Below are 18,652 nucleotides of genomic sequence, written 5' to 3' on the forward strand. Positions count from 1 at the left end.
TTTTAAACGTTGGTGGTTTTGCTGAGTAGCCAAGGGAATAACTCTCAACAAAACATATCTTACTGCGGCGTTAGCTGCGGCTTAGCACCCGACGCGCTTCGTTGTAACGCTTCTTCCAGTAGGGCTCGTCCATGCTGGAAATCACAACGCCGCTGCTGGTGGAAGCATGTACAAATTGGTTATTCCCAATGTAGATGCCTACGTGACGGCCGGTTGAGCCTGCACGGAACAGCACTAAATCACCGGTGCGTAACTTATTACGCGAAACAGATTTACCGGACTCCTGCTGCTCAGACGTTGAACGCGGCAGGTTTAAACCAAACTGTTCCTGGAACGTGCGCTGCACGAATGCAGAACAATCAATGCCCGCTCTGCTGCTGCCGCCAAGACGGTAGCGTACACCTTTCCAGCTCGCGTATTGCTCCATAATGCGTGACTTCACGTCAACATTACGAACCATCTCTTCGAATTCATCCTGAGAGGCTTGCAGTAAAAAACCATCTTTTTCACCGACTGCATGCGTCTCAGAATGCATATTTGCTGTGTTAGTCGAACTACAGGCGGAAAGCATAACTGCCACCGCAATCGCGGGTATCGCCCGCAAGATGTATCTCAAAATAGGCTGAGATTTGACCATTTTGTTTGTTTTCCCTTGATGTCCTTAACGAATAATTCGTTATACAAAAATACCAACGTGACGAGACTAATTACCTAAAAGCCACGAGACAATTATTCATGCACAAAAATGTGGAACATCGCACACTTTTATTCACAGCACAAATAGATCAGCCGCAGAGCAAACTTTCCCGAGACTACCCGATAAAACCAGGCTATGCGAGCGTTTTTATTCTTATTTTTATAAGAAATTGTGATGATTCGTCGCGAAAGGTTATTTCGAACAAATGATCGGCGATTCTGCTGGTTTTATCGTCAGGTCATTCAAATTGAAGCGGATTTTGTATGAGTAAATATTCATCTTACTGTCATGATGCTGAAAAAATAAGCAAAGGCCCGGATGGGCCTTTGCTCGTTGACTATCTTCATCACTTATTAACCGTCAGCGGGACGCTTTATATTTTCCCGGAACAGTACGGTTCAGTATAGAAATTAACCGGTCGCTGATTGGGGTTAATAGCACCCAGGGCAGGCCAACCAGAGCAATAGAGAGTGACCCGACGTAGACATCGGTAAACCAGTGCGCGCCTATCATTATTCTTGGTGAAGAGAAGACAAAGAAGATCGCGACGGCAATAAGAAACGCTCGTGGGCCGAAATAACGCAGCATAAAACCGGTGAAGATGAGCAGCATCAGGCCGTGATCGCCGGGGAAGCTGTCGCTTGAGGCGTCTTTCGTCGGGAAGTGCAGCAGCTCGCTGACGCGATAAATGTCTTTAAAGTACAGCGTTGGGCTGGCGTGCACCACCGGGATAAGGTGGCCGAGCTGGTTGATGACCACGGCGCAGAGCAGCATCACCACGCCCATCAGCACCAGGCGGCGGCGGCCCGCGCAATCTTCATGCAGCCAGAACCAGGAAAACAGCGCGCCCATTGCCAGCAGCGAAATGCCGTCGAAGGCCCGGTTATTGGTGATGGCAATCAGCGTTAAAAAGGTATGGCTCTTGACCAGTTCATTATTAAAGAAATGGAACAGCGAGGCGTCGATGTTGAACCAAAATCCATGGTTCTCTGGCAGGTACCAGCTGAAGAACAGGGCGATGCCCAGGACGTTCAGGAGCAGGATAAGCGGAAGGCGATTAATCATGATACAGCTTCTAAATCTCATTACGGGGGCGCAAAGGTAGACGCGCTAACTTAAACGTAAGCTCAACAGGCTGGATTGCAGGGCATTCCAGTCGGACTGAGCCGGGTGAATCAATTCGATGCGGCTATCCAGCGGTGGTGCGGATTGCGTTTCAATATGCAGGTCGTTGCCCTGGCGGTTGATACGCACCAGGCCTTCGGGAATACGCAGCACGCCTTTGACTCGCTCAACCGGGGCAAGACGTGCCCACTCCAGCAGGCCAATGGTGTCGAAAACGGTTTCTTCATCGAAAATCCAACCACAGGCGTAATAACCCTGCCCGCTGTTCACGCTCCGACGCCAGCGCTGATGCCCCGGCAGGCTCAGCGCGGCAAGGCCATGAGGGACCGATTGGGCATGCTGGTGCTCAGGGCTGGGCGGCAGTTCACGTTGGTTCAGTCTTGGTTTATCGAGCAGCGCAATACTGACGACCCCTTTTTCCGCGTGAACCAGCTCGCGGTCGTCGCCATTATTTTGATACCAGCTATCTAAAGCGGCCTGGCTTTCCGATGTGGCGCGATCTTGTTTATTCGCCACAACGACGTCCGCCGCGGCTAGCTGGTCGCGGAAGTTGTCATTATTCAGGGCTTTTTCATCCAGAAGCTGGCGTGGGTCGAGCAGGCAAAGCGTGGCCCGCAGGTCAATCCACGGCTGATATACGTCAGCGGTAAGCATATCCAGGATTTGTTTCGGGTGACCAAGGCCGGTGGGTTCAATTAGCAGGCGGTCTGGCTTGCCCTGGCGCAGCAGGGTATTAAGGCCGACCTGCATCGGCAGGCCGTTAACGCAGCACATACAGCCGCCAGGGATCTCTTTCAGCAGCGCACCGCTGTCAGCCAGCAGGGCGCCATCAATGCCCACTTCACCAAATTCATTGACCAGCACCGCCCATTTTTCATCGACGGGCTTGTTGGCCAGCAAATGTAAAATGGTGGTGGTTTTACCGCTGCCCAGGAAGCCGGTAATTAAATTCGTTTTTGTCACGGTGACTCCGGGGGTTTACTGCCTGTAAACCACGTCAATCTATCAGTGATTATTCATCATTTACGCTGACTATCCTGACGACAACCCGGAGAAAAGAGAAGCCTTAACGCGGCTTACCGCACCGTAAGACCACGTTAAGCGCATTGATTGTTAACTTAAGCGCAAGTTTTCGACCGCGCCGCGCGCGCCCAGGCGAATGAGTTGCTGCCAGGCTTGCTGAACGTTTTCGACAAATTTTTCGTTTTTGGGCAGGTCATCACCAAAAATTTCGCTCAGGCTGAGGAGGGCGCTGACGCGTTCGTTTTCGCTGCTGTCGCTCACCAACATCTGAATTTTGCCCTGAAGCGGATCGCGAACGTCAATCGCATGGCCCTGTTCGTCGAGGCCGCTAACGTAGCGCATCCAGCCGGCGATCCCGAGCGCCAGGCATGGCCAGTGGCTGCCGTTTGCCAGATGCCAGCGAACGCTTTCCAGCCAGCGCTGGGGAAGCTTCTGGCTGCCGTCCATGGCAATTTGCCAGGTGCGATGCTTCAGGGCAGGATTTGCAAACCGCTCGAGGAGGCTGGCGGCATACTGGTTCAAATCGACGCCCTTAATATTCAGCGTCAGTGCCTGCTCCTGCAGCATCAGGTGCTTTGCAGCAAGGGCAAAATGTTCGTCGGCCATGCAATCATTAATATGCGGGTAACCGGCAAGGTAGCCGAGATAAGCCAGAAACGAGTGGCTGCCGTTGAGCATCCGCAGCTTCATCTGCTCGTAGGGCACCACATCGGCAACCATTTCCACCCCGACGGCTTCCCACTCCGGGCGACCGGCTACAAAATTATCTTCGACGACCCACTGAATAAACGGCTCGGCGGCAATGGCACAGGGGTCTTGTACGCCCAGTATTTCCGCAATTTCCTGCAGCGATTCCTCAGTGGCTGCCGGAACAATGCGGTCAACCATGGTGCTGGGGAAGGTGACTTCTTTGGCAATCCATTCTGCCAGCCCGGCGCTTCGACTCGCGGCCATACCCAGCACGGCCTGGCGAACCAGGTGCCCGTTATCAGGAATGTTATCGCAGGATAAGACCGTAAACGGGTTTAATCCACGCTCGCGGCGGCGGCTTAGTGCCTCTACAAGTATTCCTGGTACGGAATGCGGAGCCTGGGGCGACGCCAGATCGTGAATAATCCGCTCATTGGTGGTATCCAGCTTTCCGCTGGCGGGATCGATGCAGTAGCCTTTTTCGGTCACGGTCAGGGAAACAATGGCGACCTGCGGTTCACAAAACTTCTCTATGATGGCTGCCATACCATCCAGCTTCGCATTCAGGCATTCTTTCACGGCGCCGATAACCCGCGCCTGGTTTCCCGCCGCCCCTTTCTCCAGCACCGTGAAAAGATGATCCTGTTGCCGAAGATCTTGCATCAGCTTATCGCCGTTAAACAGGCTGATCTCACAGATCCCCCAGTCGCCGCCCAGCTTGTTGAGCACTCGGTCGGTGAGCAGGGCCTGATGTGCACGGTGGAAAGCACCAAACCCAAAATGCACGATACGCGTTTTAAGCGCGCGGCGGTCGTAGTTTGGCCGTTGAACGGTATCCGGAAGTGAAGCAGTGGCAAGGGTATCCATAGAGTCGCATCCTGTGTAGGGAGGTGGGAATCTATGCAGTGTAAAGCTGTATGACAGGAAATAAAATTGGTCTGTTTAGTTAATCGCTTTTGTGTGATGTAGGTCTGATAATAGAGCGGATGGATGAAATTGGTATAATAACCTTGATCGTGAGATTAAAAAAAACGCTCCCGAAGGAGCGTCATTTATCATCAGTCGGCGCGGCCCATAGAGCGTTTTTCTGCAATATGAATGCGGATTTTTTCCCCGGCAACCATGTATTCCGGCACCTGAATCACCAGGCCGGTGGACAGCGTTGCTGGCTTGGTACGGGAGCTGGCGGAAGCGCCTTTGATGCCCGGAGCCGTTTCGATGATTTCCAGATCCACGGTTTGCGGCAGCTCCAGCGCCAGCAGCTGGCCGTCCCAGGTCAGCACCTGCATATCCGGCATACCGCCTTCTGGAATGAACTGCAGCTCTTCTTCGATCTGGTCTTTGGTGAAGATGTACGGAGTGTAATCCTCTTTATCCATGAATACGTATTCGTTGCCGTCGATGTAGGAGAAGTCAACGAAGCGACGTGTCAGGGTGATGGTGTCAACGATATCATCGCCTTTGAAGCGTTCTTCCACTTTTTGCCCGGTGCGAACATCGGAGAAACGCATCTTATACAGGGTTGCTGCGCCGCGTGCGCTGGGAGCCTGGATATCAATATCTTTAACAATCAGCAGTTTGCCGTTGTAATTGAGAACCATGCCTTTTTTGATTTCGTTAGCTCTTGCCATCGGTGTTTCCTGTCAAAAATTGAGATGCGAAAATATTGCGTCAAAGTACTCGTGAGGCGCGTTTCAGGCAAGCGGATTTGATAAAGAAGCACAAAAGTAAGGGGTTTAAGGCAAGCGTGTCGGCAACATCCTGCTTTGCCGACACGCCAGACGCGGAAAACGCCCTAGCCGCGGCCATCCTTAGGCGCTAAGAAATAGAAAGCAAACGGCAGCGAACACAAAATAGTGAACATAATCGTGTAGATAGTGACCCACGCGCCCTGCATGATAAACATGTCCAGCGTCCACTGTTCCATTGGCCAGTTGTACTGCTCTTCCACGCCTTCAAAGGTCACCTTTGAAATAAGCGACACGACAATAGTAAAGACGATGGCAACCGCGATAAGGAACTTTTTACCTTCTGGGGTACGAAGTTTTGCAAGCATATCAGCCTCCTGGCTGGGGAATGATTAAGCGTAATGGCCCCGACAATCGGGGCCAGGTAATTAAAACGTGACGTTCACTTTGCCCCAGACCGTCCGGCCTGGTTCATTGACCGGGGTATTGGACGAATAGCCAAAGCTGCTGTTGCCCGCCAGGTTCAGGTGTTCGCTGTAGGTTTTGTTCAACAGGTTATCGACGCCTGCGCTGAGCCTGATGGCTTTGCTGAGACGGTAAGCGGCGTTGGCGGAAAAAATCGCAAAGCCGCTGCTTTTGTCGAAATCTTTCCCGACCACGTTACCCTCATTCAGCGCCACGCGATGCTGGCTGCTGACCAGCCGCAGCAGGCCAGTGCTGCTCCAGTCCCCTCGCTCCCACGTCAGGCCGAAGCGGGTTTCCAGCGGGGCTATTTGCGGCAGCGGCTGATGGTCGCTGGTGTTTTGCCCCCAGGCATACGCCAGGCTTGCGTCTGCTTTCCAGGATTCGGTCAGCGCGTAGCTCATGCCCATTTCGCCCCCCATAATGGTGGCGTCAACGTTATCTGCCTGACTGACGCGGGCGTTATTGGGGTCATAGCGGAAGAGAATAAAATCATTCACCCGGCCAAGGTACGCGGAAACCCAACTATTCAGGCGTTCACCGCTGTACTGGGCACCAATATCCAACTGCGTCGTTTTTTCTGTTTTCAGCTTATCGAAGACATTTTTAGTGCCGTCCGGCCCGTAGGTGGGGGAAAACAGTTCCCAGTAATCCGGGAAGCGCTCAGTGTAGCCCACGCCAGCGTACAGCATGACGGGAACACCACTCAGCGTTTGTTCGTAGCGCACAAAACCTGCCGGTAGCGTTTTGCTGCGCACGCTGGCGCCAACGTCCGTATCATTATTGACGCGAGTCCGATCGAGGCGCGCGCCGCCGATAACTTTGTTGTTGTCGGTGGCGTTCCAGGTCAGTTCGCTAAAGAGACCTGCGTCCTGGAAACGGGCATCCTGCTTCCAGCCTGCGTCCTGTTTGCTGCGGTGGGTGCTTTGCTGCCCGTCGATGCCGCTGCGCAGTTCGTAGTCAGACCACAGCCACGTGCCCATCATGCGCCCGCCAACCGTACGACGATCGAGTTGCATCGCCATCGGCATATTCATGCTCATGGATGAACCCATGTCCATCGAACTGCCCATATCCATGCCCATCGAGGAGGCCATATGCCCGCCGGACATGCCGCTGGACATCGTCCCTGGGGACCGCAGGGTATAGTTATCCATAATGTGGTTGGCGTAGTTGTAGTAGACGCTGCTTTCGAACTTGTTGAAAACCTCGCCGATGTTCGACATTTCGAAGCGCGCCCCCAGGCTGTCGCGCCGGAACTGGGAGCCGTCCATGCTGCGACCCGCGTAGCGGGCTTCGCCGTTGCCTTTACCCGCCGTTAGCTCCAGCAATGTATCTTTGTTGGGCGTCCAGCCCAGCGCAACGTCGGCGTTCCATTTATCCCACTTCGAGGCCACCCGGTTGCCGTTGCCGTCTTCGTAATCGCCGGAATGGGACTTATTGCCGATCAGGCGTAAATAGCCGTCTTCGCTCCCCAGACTGACGTCTGCGTTGCTGTCCCAGCGCTGATTAGAGGCAGTAAGCAAGCTGGCGGTGCCCTGGATGCCTGCTTTATCAAAGCGCGGCGGTTCTCTGTCGAAGCGCACCGTTCCCGCAGAGTTACCTGGCCCCCAAAGCACGCTTTCCGGGCCTTTAATCAGCGTCAGCAGATCAAAGCTCTCCGGTGAAATGTACGAACTTGGCGCATCCATTCTGGCCGGGCAGGCCCCAGGCATTTCACCATTATTGGTCAGGATACGCAGGCGAGAACCGAACATGCCGCGAAATACCGGGTCGCCATTGGTGCCGCCGTTGCGGATTTGCGAGAAACCGGGGATGGTTTTCAGATAATCCGATCCGTCGCTGGCTGGCACAGGCTGACGCGGCGTTTTAGGGGACGTCACAACTTCCAGCGGCGATGATACCGGAGAGGTGACGATCATCACGGCATCGTCCGGCATATTCATCGTGTCATGTGAACCCGCCGCGACGACTGCGGGAGAAGTGATAGCCAGCAGTATCAAAGATACCAGCGGCTTTAAATGCGTTTTCATCATTGCCTTACTGTCCTTCAGGCGTAACGTTGCCGTTCTTTATAAAAAGAACAGCCCGAGACAACGCTTCAGCGCTGCCTTCAGCATTACGCGGTTAATTATTGGTGTTTTAAGCGAAGTAGCAGGCAGCAGAGGGTGGGGCGCGGGCCGGGTGAGGTGACCACGGGCGAGAAACCACGGCGCAGCAGAGCGCGATCACCGGCGTCCGGCGCACGCAAAGCAACAATAACAGCAGTAAAACAGTGAGGCAGAATTCAATAAAAGGCAGGTGGATCAGCAGTTGGCAATAGCCGCAGGCGATTTCTTCTCCCGGCGACATACCCGGGCCAGACATCAGCATGTTGTGCGGCATTGACGCCTGAGGGCAGGGTTCGGGCATGGGCATGTGATGGTCCATGTCAGACATGTCCATTGTCATCATCATGCTGCTGTGTTCGCAGGCTGAATGGTGCATCAGCGATTTGGAAATAACCGGTGCAATAAACAGCATGGCAACGGCAAGCAGCGCCAGCCAGCAGGCTGTTAGGTGGAATTGATTGCGCCGTGACAAAACGTTACCGATCCGTAGTCGTTGTGGCGCAAGTGTATCCTGAAAGAAGGAATGATGTTAAATGAATTGTTAGATTGACGCAGACATTGGGTCTGGTATTGTCACGCACCTTTTGATGCTGGTGGAAACGTAAATGGATTGTCGTCCTGACTGCGGTGCTTGCTGTACCGCGCCTTCTATATCAACGCCTATCCCCGGTATGCCGGAGGGCAAGCCCGCCAACACGCCCTGCGTTCAACTGGACGAACGCCTGCGCTGCAAGCTGTTTGGCTCGCCTTTGCGGCCTAAAGTTTGCGGCGGCCTCCAGCCCGAAAGAGAGATGTGCGGCACCTCCCGCCATCAGGCAATGGCTTATCTGATCCACCTTGAAGCCGCGACGGCGCCTTAAATATCTTTGATGCGGGCCATGCAGTAAATACTGACGGCTATCATCCCCAGTGCGATGAAAAAGACGCTGTGATAGTTCCAGATCTCGGCCACCACGCCGGCGAGTGAACCGGCAATGATCCAACCCACGCGCGTGGTGTTGGTATACAGCGTGGTGGCGGCACCCGCCTGGCCAGGCATAAGATCCTGAAAATAGATCATGCCTATCCCGGCCAGAATCCCGATAAAGATGGCGTTTAACAGCTGCAGCCCCAGCAGCATATATTCATTGGTCAGCGTCACCATCCCGACATAGAACAGCAACCCGGCAGCGACGGCAAAGCGCATCAGGAAGCGTTTACCGAAGCGTTTGGCGTAGTAGCCCGCAATCAGCATGGTCGGGATTTCCAGCCCGGCCGCGGTGCCCATCATGACCCCGGCGAGCTTCTCCGGAAGGTGTAACTCATTGATGATGTAAAGCGGCATATTGATGATATAGAGGCTGTTACAGCCCCACATCATGGTACAGGCGGCGAACAGGAGCAGGGCGTCGCGGCGGTTGCGGCGCGGAGACTCGAGCCGGGCTTCTGCTTTTGCCACCGGTTCTTTGCGCATAGACGGCAAAAAGAGCCACACCATCGCGCCGCAAATCACAAAGGCAAACGCCGCGCTCAGGTACATCACTTTGAAGCCGAATCCCATCGCCAGCGCGTAGGCAATTGGCGGCCCAATCACCCAGGCAAGAGACACCTGCGCGCGCAGAATAGAGCTGAACATCACCGCTTCTCGCCCGGTACTGTCGGCATGCTCGCGGGCAAGCGCAAACATCTGCGGGTTGGCGGTGGAGCCGAAGCTGCTCAGAAACACCCCAACGAACAGCAAAATAAAGTAGTTACGGTTCCAGGCGAACAGGACACAGCCCAGCGCGCCGAGCAGGCAGCAGGCAAAAATCAGCGTTTTCCGGTCGCCTTTGCGGTCGGAACGTCCGGCTAAAAACTGGCTCACCAGAATGCCAATCACCGCGCTTCCTGTGAAGAAAAAACCGACCAGTGCAGGGCGAACGTGGACTTCATCGGTTAAAAACAGGCTTAGCGTTGGGGTTTGTAGCGCGCCGGCGATGCCGGTCAAAAAAGCCACAATCAAAAACGCGGTTGAGGTGAAGTCCAGAGGCTTACGGGCGGCGGTAACGGGAGCGTTTTGCATACTTTTGGACGGCAGGAAAAAGAATGCGCGGAGTTTACTCTCGTTGCCCCTAAATAGACAGATTTACAGCAGCTGTCTGATGAGTTAACCCGTAGAGGGCGGCAGGCTCTCGCCGTTGAGACCGACGTGACCGTCCTCAGCGACGTGAAGCAGCTTGTCGACAGCGCTGTTCAGGCCTTCGGTCGTACTGACGTGATGGTTAATAACGCGGGGTTAATGCCAATATCGGCGCTTGAAAGGCTGAAGGTTGATGATTGGGAGCGCACTATCGACGTGAATATCAAGGGGGTGCTCTATGGTATTGCCGCCGCCTTGCCGCATATGCAGCGCCAAATGTCCGGGCATTTTGTTAATGTCGCGTCGGTGGCCGGACATAAAATCATGCCGAATGGCACGGTCTACTCCGCGTCGAAATTCGCCGTGCGTGCGTTGACGGAAGGTCTCAGACAGGAGGTAAAACCCTGGAATATCCGCACGACAATTCTTTCTCCAGGGGCTGTGGATTCGGAATTACCGAACAGCATCACCGAAGAAGATGTTGCTCGCGGTATGCAGGGGTTTTATCAGGCGACGGCTATTCCGGCCGATTCCTTTGCCCGTGCTATCGCCTTCGCCCTTGAACAGCCCGATGACATGGACGTAAACGAAATCGTCTTCCGGCCAACCCGCCAGCTCGCCTGATCCCCTCCACGTCGATACAAAATTTATCGACGTGTTTTCTTTTTATGTTTCAGCCGTCAATTTTTGTCGTCGAGTAAAACCCCGTTAGCTGCTGTGCTGCCAAAGCTGAAGTTTGCTGATACCTGTCTGTAAATGGCTGTCAGTGTGCTGAACTTCCCGTCTGCTAAACTGAAAATGTGCTGAAGCTCTAAATTTCGCAAACAGAAATGCGAGAAATGTTGCGTGAAATGCAGCATTAGCGCAACACTCCTTGAAACGTTTCAGCGTCATCTTTTTGCATCCCGCAGCTCGAGATGGCGCATTTTTTCTCAAGCAAGCTGAATCGTTTCAATTCAGCGAGAGAGGCGAACTATGTTCCAGTTAACTGTGCAGGATATTCACCCGGGCGAAGCTGCCGGGAGCAAAGAAGACGCTATCCGCCAGGTTGCCGCCGCCCTTGTGCAGGCAGGCAACGTCGGCGAAGGCTACGTCAACGGTATGCTGGCGCGTGAGCAGCAAACCACCACTTATTTAGGTAACGGGATTGCTATCCCGCACGGCACCACCGACACGCGTGAGCTGGTGCTGAAAACCGGCGTTCAGGTTTTCCAGTTCCCGCAGGGCGTGGAGTGGGGCGAGGGCCAGATCGCTTACGTGGCGATTGGTATTGCCGCTAGTTCCGACGAGCACCTCGGCCTGCTGCGTCAGTTGACGCATGTGCTGAGTGACGACGAAGTTGCTGCACAGCTGAAATCCGCAACCAGTGCGGAAGAGCTCCGTGCGTTGCTGATGGGCGAGAAGCAAAGCACCGCGCTGCTGCTGGACAACAGCCTGCTGGCGTTGAACGTCGAGGCCAGCGATCTGATGACGCTGCAGGCGCTGAACGCGGGCCGCCTGAAGCAGGCGGGTGCGGTTGATGCTGTTTTCGTCAGCAACGTGATTGCCGGTAATCCGCTGTATCTCGGTCAGGGTATCTGGCTGAACGACAGCGCGGCAGGTAACCTGGCGAGCGCCGTTGCTGTTAGCCGTCCGGCGGCAAGTTTTGAGGCGAACGGAAACCCGGTTTCTCTCCTGATGACCGTGGCCGTGGCCGACGAGCAGCCCTTGCAGGTGCTGAACCGCCTGAGCGACATGCTGATTGGCAACCGTGCCGACAAGCTTTTAACCGCAGATGCGCCGGCATTGCTGACGCTGCTGACCAGCGATGATGCCCCGGCAGAAGAAGCGCTGAGCGCCGAATTTACCGTGCGTAATGAACACGGCCTGCACGCCCGTCCGGGTACGGCGCTGGTCAACACCATAAAACAATTCAATAGCGAAATTACCGTGACAAACCTTGATGGAACCGGGAAACCGGCAAATGGACGTAGCCTGATGAAAGTTGTTGCTCTGGGAGTGAAAAAAGGCCACCGCCTGCGCTTTACCGCGCAGGGTGAAGATGCTGAACAGGCGCTGAAAGCGATTGGCGAAGCCATCTCTGAAGGACTGGGGGAGGGCGCGTAATGACCAGACGTGTAGCAACGATCACCCTGAACCCGGCCTATGACCTGGTGGGCTTTTGCCCGGAAATAGAACGTGGAGAAGTGAACCTGGTGCGCACCACCGGTCTGCATGCGGCCGGTAAGGGCATCAACGTAGCTAAGGTGCTGAAAGATCTCGGCATCGACGTGACCGTGGGCGGATTCCTCGGTAAAGACAACCAGGACGGCTTCCAGCAGCTGTTCAGCGAGTTGGGAATCGCCAACCGCTTCCAGGTCGTACAGGGCCGTACCCGCATCAACGTTAAGCTGACCGAAAAAGACGGCGAAGTCACCGACCTGAACTTTTCCGGGTTTGAAGTGACCGGCGCGGACTGGGAACGCTTTGTGGCGGACTCCCTGAGCTGGCTGGGCCAGTTCGACATGGTTTGCGTCAGCGGCAGCCTGCCTGCGGGCGTTTCCCCGGAAGCGTTCACCGACTGGATGACCCGTTTGCGCAGCCAGTGTCCGTGCATCATTTTCGACAGCAGCCGCGAAGCGCTGGTTGCCGGTTTGAAAGCGGCACCGTGGCTGGTCAAACCGAACCGTCGCGAGCTGGAAATTTGGGCCGGTCGCAAGCTGCCTGAACTGAAGGATGTGATTGAGGCGGCGCATGCGCTCCGCGAGCAGGGGATTGCGCATGTGGTGATTTCTCTCGGCGCGGAAGGCGCGCTGTGGGTTAACGCTTCCGGAGAATGGATTGCCAAACCACCAACGTGTGAAGTTGTTAGTACCGTTGGCGCAGGGGATTCCATGGTCGGCGGCCTGATTTATGGCCTGCTGATGCGCGAGTCCAGCGAACACACGCTGCGCCTTGCTACCGCCGTTGCCGCCCTGGCCGTCAGCCAGAGCAACGTTGGCATTACCGATCGTACACAGCTGGCCGCGATGATGGCTCGTGTCGACCTGAAACCTTTCCACTGACAGCAGGAGACAGGCAATGAAAACGCTGTTAATTATTGAGCCGGGACTTGGGCAGGCGCGCGCGTATCTCGCGAAGACGCTTCTCGGTGCCGCAGCGCCAAAAGCGCACCTCGACATTATTGATAATCCAAACGATGCCGAACTGGCGATTGTCGTTGGCAACGCTATTCCTGCTGATACCTCGCTGAACGGCAAAAAGGTGTTCCTGGGCGATATCGATCGCGCGGTGCAGCACCCGGAACTGTTCCTGAGCGAAGCGAAAGGTAAGGCACATACGTACACTGCCCCATTAGCAGCAGCTCCCGCTGCAGCAAAAGGGCCGAAGCGTATCGTCGCTGTCACTGCCTGCCCGACCGGCGTGGCGCACACCTTTATGGCGGCGGAAGCCATCGAAACCGAAGCGAAAAAACGCGGCTGGTGGGTGAAGGTTGAAACCCGTGGTTCCGTTGGCGCAGGGAACGCGATTACCCCTGAAGAAGTGGCCGAGGCAGATCTGGTGATTGTGGCGGCGGATATTGAAGTGGATCTGGCTAAATTTGCCGGGAAGCCGATGTATCGCACCTCTACAGGCCTGGCGCTGAAGAAAACGGCTCAGGAGCTGGATAAAGCGCTGGTCGAGGCCAAACCTTACGAAGCCGCAGGTAAAGCTAGCGCAGCTCAGGAATCCGGCAAAAAAGAAAGCGCCGGGGCGTATCGCCACCTGCTGACGGGCGTCTCTTACATGCTGCCGATGGTGGTGGCGGGCGGCCTGTGTATTGCGCTCTCCTTTGCCTTCGGTATCACCGCATTTAAGGAACCTGGCACGCTTGCCGCGGCGCTGATGCAAATTGGCGGTGGCTCTGCGTTTGCGCTGATGGTGCCGGTTCTGGCGGGGTACATTGCCTTCTCGATTGCTGACCGCCCGGGCCTGACGCCGGGTCTTATCGGCGGCATGCTGGCCGTGAGTACCGGCTCCGGGTTCATTGGCGGTATCATCGCCGGTTTCCTGGCGGGTTATATCGCGAAACTGATCAGCTCGAAGCTGAAGCTGCCGCCAAGCATGGAAGCGCTGAAGCCGATCCTGATCATTCCGCTGTTCTCAAGCCTGGTTGTTGGCCTGGCAATGATCTACCTGATCGGCACCCCGGTGGCTAAAATCCTGGCGGGCCTGACCCACTGGCTGCAAACCATGGGCACCGCGAACGCGGTTCTGCTGGGCGCTATTCTGGGCGGCATGATGTGTACCGATATGGGCGGCCCGGTGAACAAAGCGGCTTACGCTTTTGGCGTCGGCTTGCTCAGTACCCAGACCTACGCACCAATGGCGGCGATTATGGCCGCAGGCATGGTGCCACCGTTGGCGCTGGGTCTGGCTACGCTGGTAGCTCGCCGTAAGTTTGATAAGGCGCAGCAGGAAGGGGGCAAAGCGGCGCTGGTGCTCGGGCTGTGTTTCATTACCGAAGGGGCGATTCCGTTTGCCGCTCGTGACCCGATGCGCGTCCTGCCTTGCTGTATTATCGGCGGGGCGTTAACGGGGGCGCTGTCCATGGCGGTTGGCGCGAAGCTGATGGCCCCGCACGGCGGCCTGTTTGTGCTGCTGATCCCTGGCGCGATTACCCCGGTACTGGGTTATCTGCTGGCGATTGTCGCCGGTACGCTGGTGGCGGGCCTGTCCTACGCTTTCCTCAAACGTCCTGAAACGGAGCTGGCGGCGAAGGTCGCTTAATCTCCCGCTCAACCAAAAACGCCTCGCTTATGCGGGGCGTTTTTCTTTCTAAGCCGTGGCTTCCTCGTGCTGCTGTGCCTTAAGCCAGGCAATCTCTTCGGCCCAGATATCCGGGTTGGTGGTTTCCAGAATTAACGGAATGCCGTCGAAACGGGCGTCACGCATGATCCAGCTGAACGGTGTATGGCCAATATTCCCAAGGCCGAGGCTGTTGTGGCGGTCAACGCGGCTGCCAAACTCACTTTTTGCATCGTTGAGGTGCATCCCGCGCAGGTATTTGAACCCGACGATACGCTCAAACTCGCTAAAGGTTTTTTCGCAGTCAGCTTCGGTGCGCAGATCGTACCCGGCGGCAAAGGCGTGGCAGGTATCGATGCAGACGCCAACGCGGGATTTATCTTCCACGCCGTCAATAATCGCCGCGAGATGCTCGAAGCGGAAACCAAGGTTGCTGCCCTGACCGGCGGTGTTTTCAATCACGGCGGTCACGCCTTCAGACTTCTCCAGCGCGATGTTAATCGACTCCGCAATGCGCTTCAGGCATTCCTCTTCCGGAATCTGTTTCAGGTGGCTGCCCGGATGGAAATTCAGCAGCGTCAGCCCCAGCTGCTGGCAGCGCACCATTTCGTCGATAAACGCCTCGCGGGATTTTTCCAGCGCATCTTCAACCGGGTGGCCGAGGTTTATCAGGTAGCTGTCGTGCGGAAGGATTTGGCCCGGGCCATAATGGTATTTTTCGCAGGCGTTCTTAAAGTTGTCGATGACTTCGCTGGTTAGCGGCGCGGCGCGCCACTGGCGTTGATTCTTGGTGAACAGGGCAAAAGCGGTGGCTTCCAGTTCGTGGGCGCGGATGGCGGCGTTTTCCAGGCCGCCCGAGGCGCTAACGTGCGCTCCAATAAACTTCATCTGTCTTCTCCTGTTTCTTGACGGGCAAAACCCGCTATCGGTAATCCGTCATGATAGCGGGTCAGGAGGCTTTTTTCCGTATTGAATTATGCTAACAGGTGGTGCACCGCCAGGTTAATGGCCGCGCCACCGACAATCAGCCAGATGAACAGCACCAGCGCCATCAGCAGCGGGCGAACTCCGGCCTTTTTCAGGGCGCTAACGTGGGTCGTCAGGCCCAGCGCCGCCATCGCCACGGCCAGCAGGAAGGTATCCAGCGTGACCAGCACATTCACCAGCGCCTGCGGCAGGAAGTGGAAGGAGTTGAAGATCGCCACCACGATAAACAGTATTGCAAACCACGGGATGGTGATTTTACCTGTCTGCGCCGAGCCAGCCGGTGCCAGAGATTTAACGCGGGCAGCCAGGAAAATCAGGAACGGGGCCAGCATCATCACGCGCAGCATTTTGGCAATAACCGCCGCATTTTCCGTTTCCGGGCTAATGGCGTGGCCTGCGGCAACGACCTGGGCAACTTCATGCATTGTTGACCCGGTGTAGATCCCGAAAGTTTCAGGCGTAAACCAGTGGCTGACGAACGGGTAAATCATCGGGTAGATAAAGATAGCCAACGTCCCGAAGATAACCACAGTGGCGACGGCCACGGTGACTTTACTGGCTTCGGCTTTCACCACTGGTTCGGTGGCAAGCACCGCCGCTGCGCCGCAAATACTGCTGCCCGCGCCAATCAGCCAACTGGTTTGCTTATCCAGGCCAAACACTTTTTGGCCGAGCCAGCAGGCGAGGGCGAAGGTGCTGCACAGCGTCAGCACGTCAATCACCAGACCGCTAACGCCAACGTCGGCAATCTGCGAAAACGTCAGGCGGAAGCCATACAGAATAATGCCGAGGCGCAGAAGGTGCTGCTTGGCGAACAGCACGCCGCCGTCGCATTGCTGCCAGATTTTGGGATACACGGTGTTGCCGATTATCATGCCGCAAAGGATGGCGAGCGTCAGGGCGCTAAGGCCGACACCGGCTACAGCCGGTATATTGCCAAGCCATAACGCCAGGCCGGTAATGGCGGCGGAAAGCGCCAGTCCCGGTAAAAAGTGCCACAGCGTGTGGCGGTGAGCTTGTACGGTGAGTGCTGTCATAACCTTCTCCTCTGTCTTAGCGAAAAGGCTACGCCTGGCTGGCATAAAAATAAAATTGATTATATATTTATAATTAATCTTTATAAGTGGTAAGCGACGGGCTGCCACCACAGGAAATCACTCTTATGCATATCACGCTGCGGCAGCTGGAAGTCTTTGCTGAAGTGCTTAAAAGCGGTTCGACCACGCAAGCTTCCCAGATGCTGTCCCTCTCTCAGTCGGCGGTCAGCGCCGCGCTTGCCGACCTCGAAGGTCAGCTTGGGGTTCAGCTCTTTGACCGCGTGGGGAAGCGCCTCGTGGTAAATGAACACGGCAGGCTGCTCTACCCGCGAGTTGTTGGGCTGCTGGAGCAGGCCGGTGAAATAGAACAGCTGTTCCGGGAAGATAACGGCGCAATCCGCGTGTATGCCAGCAGCACCATTGGCAACTATATTCTGCCGGAGATGATTGCCCGCTATCGCCGCGACTTTCCGAAGTTGCCGCTGGAGCTTAGCGTCGGCAACAGCCAGGACGTGATCAACGCGGTGGCGGATTTCCGCGTGGATATTGGCCTGATTGAAGGGCCTTGTCATATGGCAGAGCTGGTGACCGAGCCGTGGCTCGACGACGAGCTGGTGGTCTTTGCTTCGCCGGGCAACCCGCTGGTGCACCAGCCGGTAACGCTGGAAAGTCTGGCAAAACAGCCGTGGATCCTGCGCGAGCGCGGCTCAGGCACCCGCGAAATCGTCGACTATTTACTGCTTTCACATCTGCCAGAGTTTCAGTTGGGCATGGAACTGGGCAATTCCGAGGCGATCAAACATGCGGTGCGTCACGGGCTGGGTATCAGCTGCCTGTCTCGCCGGGTGATTGCCGAGCAGCTGGAAAGCGGTTCATTGGTTGAAGTGGCCATTCCTCTCCCTCGTCTGGTGCGGACGCTGTACCGGATCCACCATCGGCAAAAGCATATCTCTAACGCGCTGCTGCGTTTTCTGCGCTACTGCGAAGCATAATGCACCAAAATCTTGCAGCTGCACCTGATTGGGGTGTGGCTGCGAGGCAACCACCCTCCCGTTAACCTCTTTTTCACCGCGATGTAGCAGCAATCCTCACGATTCAGCTGCGTTGGCACATTAGTTGCAGAATTGAATTCAAAGAATCTTTTGTTTCAATCAGGCGACGAGGCTGCACATGACGATGAAAAAATGGTTGTTCTCTTTAGTTGGCGCAACGGTACTGCTGGCTCAGGCTGGAGCGGTAATGGCCGATCAGCTGCAGGATATCGAAAAACGTGGCGTGCTGCGCGTGGCGGTGCCGCAGGATTTCCCGCCGTTTGGTTCGGTAAACGCTGACCTGAAACCGCAGGGCTACGACATTGATATGGCGGCCTACCTGGCGAAAGGTCTGAAAGTCAAGCTGCAGCTGGTGCCGGTCACCAGCGCGAACCGCGTACCGTATCTGCAGACGGACAAAGTTGACCTGGTCATTTCCAGCCTCGGCAAGAACGCTGAACGCGAGAAAGTCATCGATTTTAGCCGCGCTTACGCCCCGTTCTTCCTCGGTGTTTTCGGGCCGAAAGATGGCGCGGTGACCGATGCTAAAGCGCTCAGCGGGAAAACCATTGGCGTGACCCGTGGCGCAGTAGAAGACATGGTATTAACCGACCTCGCGCCGAAAGACGCCGACGTGAAGCGCTACGAAGACAATAACACCACCATTTCCGCTTATCTTTCAGGCCAGGTGCAGTACATCGCCACCGGCAACCTGGTTGTGGCGGCGATTGCCCGCCAGAGCCCAACCAAAGCGCCGGTCAGCAAATTTATGCTCAAGGACTCCCCTTGCTACATCGGGCTGAAAAAGAACGAACCCGCGCTGAAAGCGAAGGTGGACGAGCTGATTGGTGAGGCGCTGAAGGACAATACCCTGAACACCCTGTCGCAGAAATGGATGCAGGCACCGCTGCCTGCCAACCTCGGCGCTTGAGGTGC

Annotated in this window: 18 protein-coding genes; 7 read left to right on the forward strand and 11 right to left on the reverse strand. The window is 55.8% G+C overall.

Going from position 1 to position 18,652, the window contains the following annotated elements; genetic code table 11:
* Positions 1-70: 70 nt before the first annotated feature.
* From mepS to B9Y90_RS01125, 8 genes are all read right to left on the reverse strand, one after another.
* Entirely contained in the window at positions 71-637 is a 567-nt protein-coding gene (gene mepS, locus B9Y90_RS01090) for a bifunctional murein DD-endopeptidase/murein LD-carboxypeptidase (protein WP_085539945.1), read from the reverse strand.
* A gap of 420 nt (positions 638-1,057) precedes the next feature.
* On the reverse strand, positions 1,058-1,762 hold the full coding sequence (locus tag B9Y90_RS01095; RefSeq protein ID WP_085539946.1) for a phosphatase PAP2 family protein: 705 nt from the start codon (positions 1,760-1,762) through the stop codon (positions 1,058-1,060).
* Positions 1,763-1,807: 45 nt separating this feature from the next.
* A complete protein-coding gene (locus B9Y90_RS01100; RefSeq protein ID WP_085539947.1) occupies positions 1,808-2,785 on the reverse strand; it encodes a CobW family GTP-binding protein in 978 nt (325 codons plus the stop codon).
* 150 nt (positions 2,786-2,935) lie between these two features.
* Positions 2,936-4,402, reverse strand: coding sequence for a mannitol dehydrogenase family protein (locus B9Y90_RS01105; RefSeq protein WP_085539948.1), 1,467 nt, complete (start codon positions 4,400-4,402; stop codon positions 2,936-2,938).
* Positions 4,403-4,593: 191 nt separating this feature from the next.
* Positions 4,594-5,166: an elongation factor P-like protein YeiP gene (gene yeiP / locus B9Y90_RS01110; RefSeq protein ID WP_008459912.1), complete on the reverse strand. Its 573-nt coding sequence runs from the start codon at positions 5,164-5,166 to the stop codon at positions 4,594-4,596.
* Between the two features lie 164 nt (positions 5,167-5,330).
* Positions 5,331-5,591 carry a DUF2534 family protein gene (locus B9Y90_RS01115; protein WP_008459914.1) on the reverse strand — a complete coding sequence of 87 codons (261 nt, stop codon included), beginning with the start codon at positions 5,589-5,591 and terminating at the stop codon, positions 5,331-5,333.
* A 60-nt stretch (positions 5,592-5,651) separates the two neighbouring features.
* Entirely contained in the window at positions 5,652-7,721 is a 2,070-nt protein-coding gene (locus tag B9Y90_RS01120; protein ID WP_085539949.1) for a TonB-dependent receptor domain-containing protein, read from the reverse strand.
* Between the two features lie 106 nt (positions 7,722-7,827).
* Positions 7,828-8,268, reverse strand: a complete 441-nt coding sequence (locus B9Y90_RS01125) for a DUF2946 domain-containing protein (protein ID WP_039295443.1) — start codon at positions 8,266-8,268, stop codon at positions 7,828-7,830.
* 133 nt (positions 8,269-8,401) lie between these two features.
* Between B9Y90_RS01125 and B9Y90_RS01130 the strand changes: the two genes are divergently transcribed.
* On the forward strand, positions 8,402-8,656 hold the full coding sequence (locus B9Y90_RS01130) for a YkgJ family cysteine cluster protein (protein WP_085539950.1): 255 nt from the start codon (positions 8,402-8,404) through the stop codon (positions 8,654-8,656).
* On the opposite strand, the gene setB is transcribed toward B9Y90_RS01130, so the two are convergent.
* Positions 8,653-9,837, reverse strand: a complete 1,185-nt coding sequence (setB, locus tag B9Y90_RS01135) for a sugar efflux transporter SetB (protein WP_085539951.1) — start codon at positions 9,835-9,837, stop codon at positions 8,653-8,655. The two genes, B9Y90_RS01130 and setB, sit on opposite strands and share 4 nt — an antisense overlap.
* A 72-nt stretch (positions 9,838-9,909) precedes the next feature.
* Here setB and B9Y90_RS01140 point away from each other — a divergent pair, with 72 nt between their 5' ends.
* The 4 genes from B9Y90_RS01140 to fruA all read left to right on the forward strand — a co-directional run bounded on the left by B9Y90_RS01140 (position 9,910) and on the right by fruA (position 14,643).
* Positions 9,910-10,518: an SDR family oxidoreductase gene (locus tag B9Y90_RS01140; protein ID WP_085539952.1), complete on the forward strand. Its 609-nt coding sequence runs from the start codon at positions 9,910-9,912 to the stop codon at positions 10,516-10,518.
* Positions 10,519-10,869: 351 nt separating this feature from the next.
* Positions 10,870-12,000, forward strand: coding sequence for a fused PTS fructose transporter subunit IIA/HPr protein (gene fruB / locus B9Y90_RS01150; RefSeq protein ID WP_085539954.1), 1,131 nt, complete (start codon positions 10,870-10,872; stop codon positions 11,998-12,000).
* Positions 12,000-12,938, forward strand: a complete 939-nt coding sequence (gene fruK, locus B9Y90_RS01155) for a 1-phosphofructokinase (RefSeq protein WP_008459923.1) — start codon at positions 12,000-12,002, stop codon at positions 12,936-12,938. The genes fruB and fruK overlap by 1 nt, the downstream gene beginning before the upstream one ends.
* 16 nt (positions 12,939-12,954) lie before the next feature.
* Positions 12,955-14,643 carry a PTS fructose transporter subunit IIBC gene (gene fruA / locus B9Y90_RS01160; protein ID WP_085539955.1) on the forward strand — a complete coding sequence of 563 codons (1,689 nt, stop codon included), beginning with the start codon at positions 12,955-12,957 and terminating at the stop codon, positions 14,641-14,643.
* A gap of 48 nt (positions 14,644-14,691) precedes the next feature.
* On the opposite strand, the gene nfo is transcribed toward fruA, so the two are convergent.
* Both nfo and B9Y90_RS01170 read right to left on the reverse strand, forming a co-directional pair.
* Positions 14,692-15,549, reverse strand: coding sequence for a deoxyribonuclease IV (nfo, locus tag B9Y90_RS01165; protein WP_085539956.1), 858 nt, complete (start codon positions 15,547-15,549; stop codon positions 14,692-14,694).
* Positions 15,550-15,635: 86 nt separating this feature from the next.
* Positions 15,636-16,685, reverse strand: coding sequence for a YeiH family protein (locus B9Y90_RS01170; RefSeq protein WP_039295425.1), 1,050 nt, complete (start codon positions 16,683-16,685; stop codon positions 15,636-15,638).
* Between the two features lie 125 nt (positions 16,686-16,810).
* Here B9Y90_RS01170 and yieE point away from each other — a divergent pair, with 125 nt between their 5' ends.
* Positions 16,811-17,677 carry a DNA-binding transcriptional regulator YeiE gene (gene yieE, locus B9Y90_RS01175; protein ID WP_039295423.1) on the forward strand — a complete coding sequence of 289 codons (867 nt, stop codon included), beginning with the start codon at positions 16,811-16,813 and terminating at the stop codon, positions 17,675-17,677.
* Between the two features lie 184 nt (positions 17,678-17,861).
* Complete coding sequence (locus B9Y90_RS01180; protein ID WP_176227831.1) at positions 17,862-18,647, forward strand: transporter substrate-binding domain-containing protein; 786 nt, start codon at positions 17,862-17,864, stop codon at positions 18,645-18,647.
* The last annotated feature ends 5 nt before the right edge of the window (positions 18,648-18,652 follow it).

This window comes from Cedecea sp. NFIX57 (assembly GCF_900177785.1).
GTDB lineage: Bacteria > Pseudomonadota > Gammaproteobacteria > Enterobacterales > Enterobacteriaceae > Cedecea > Cedecea neteri_C.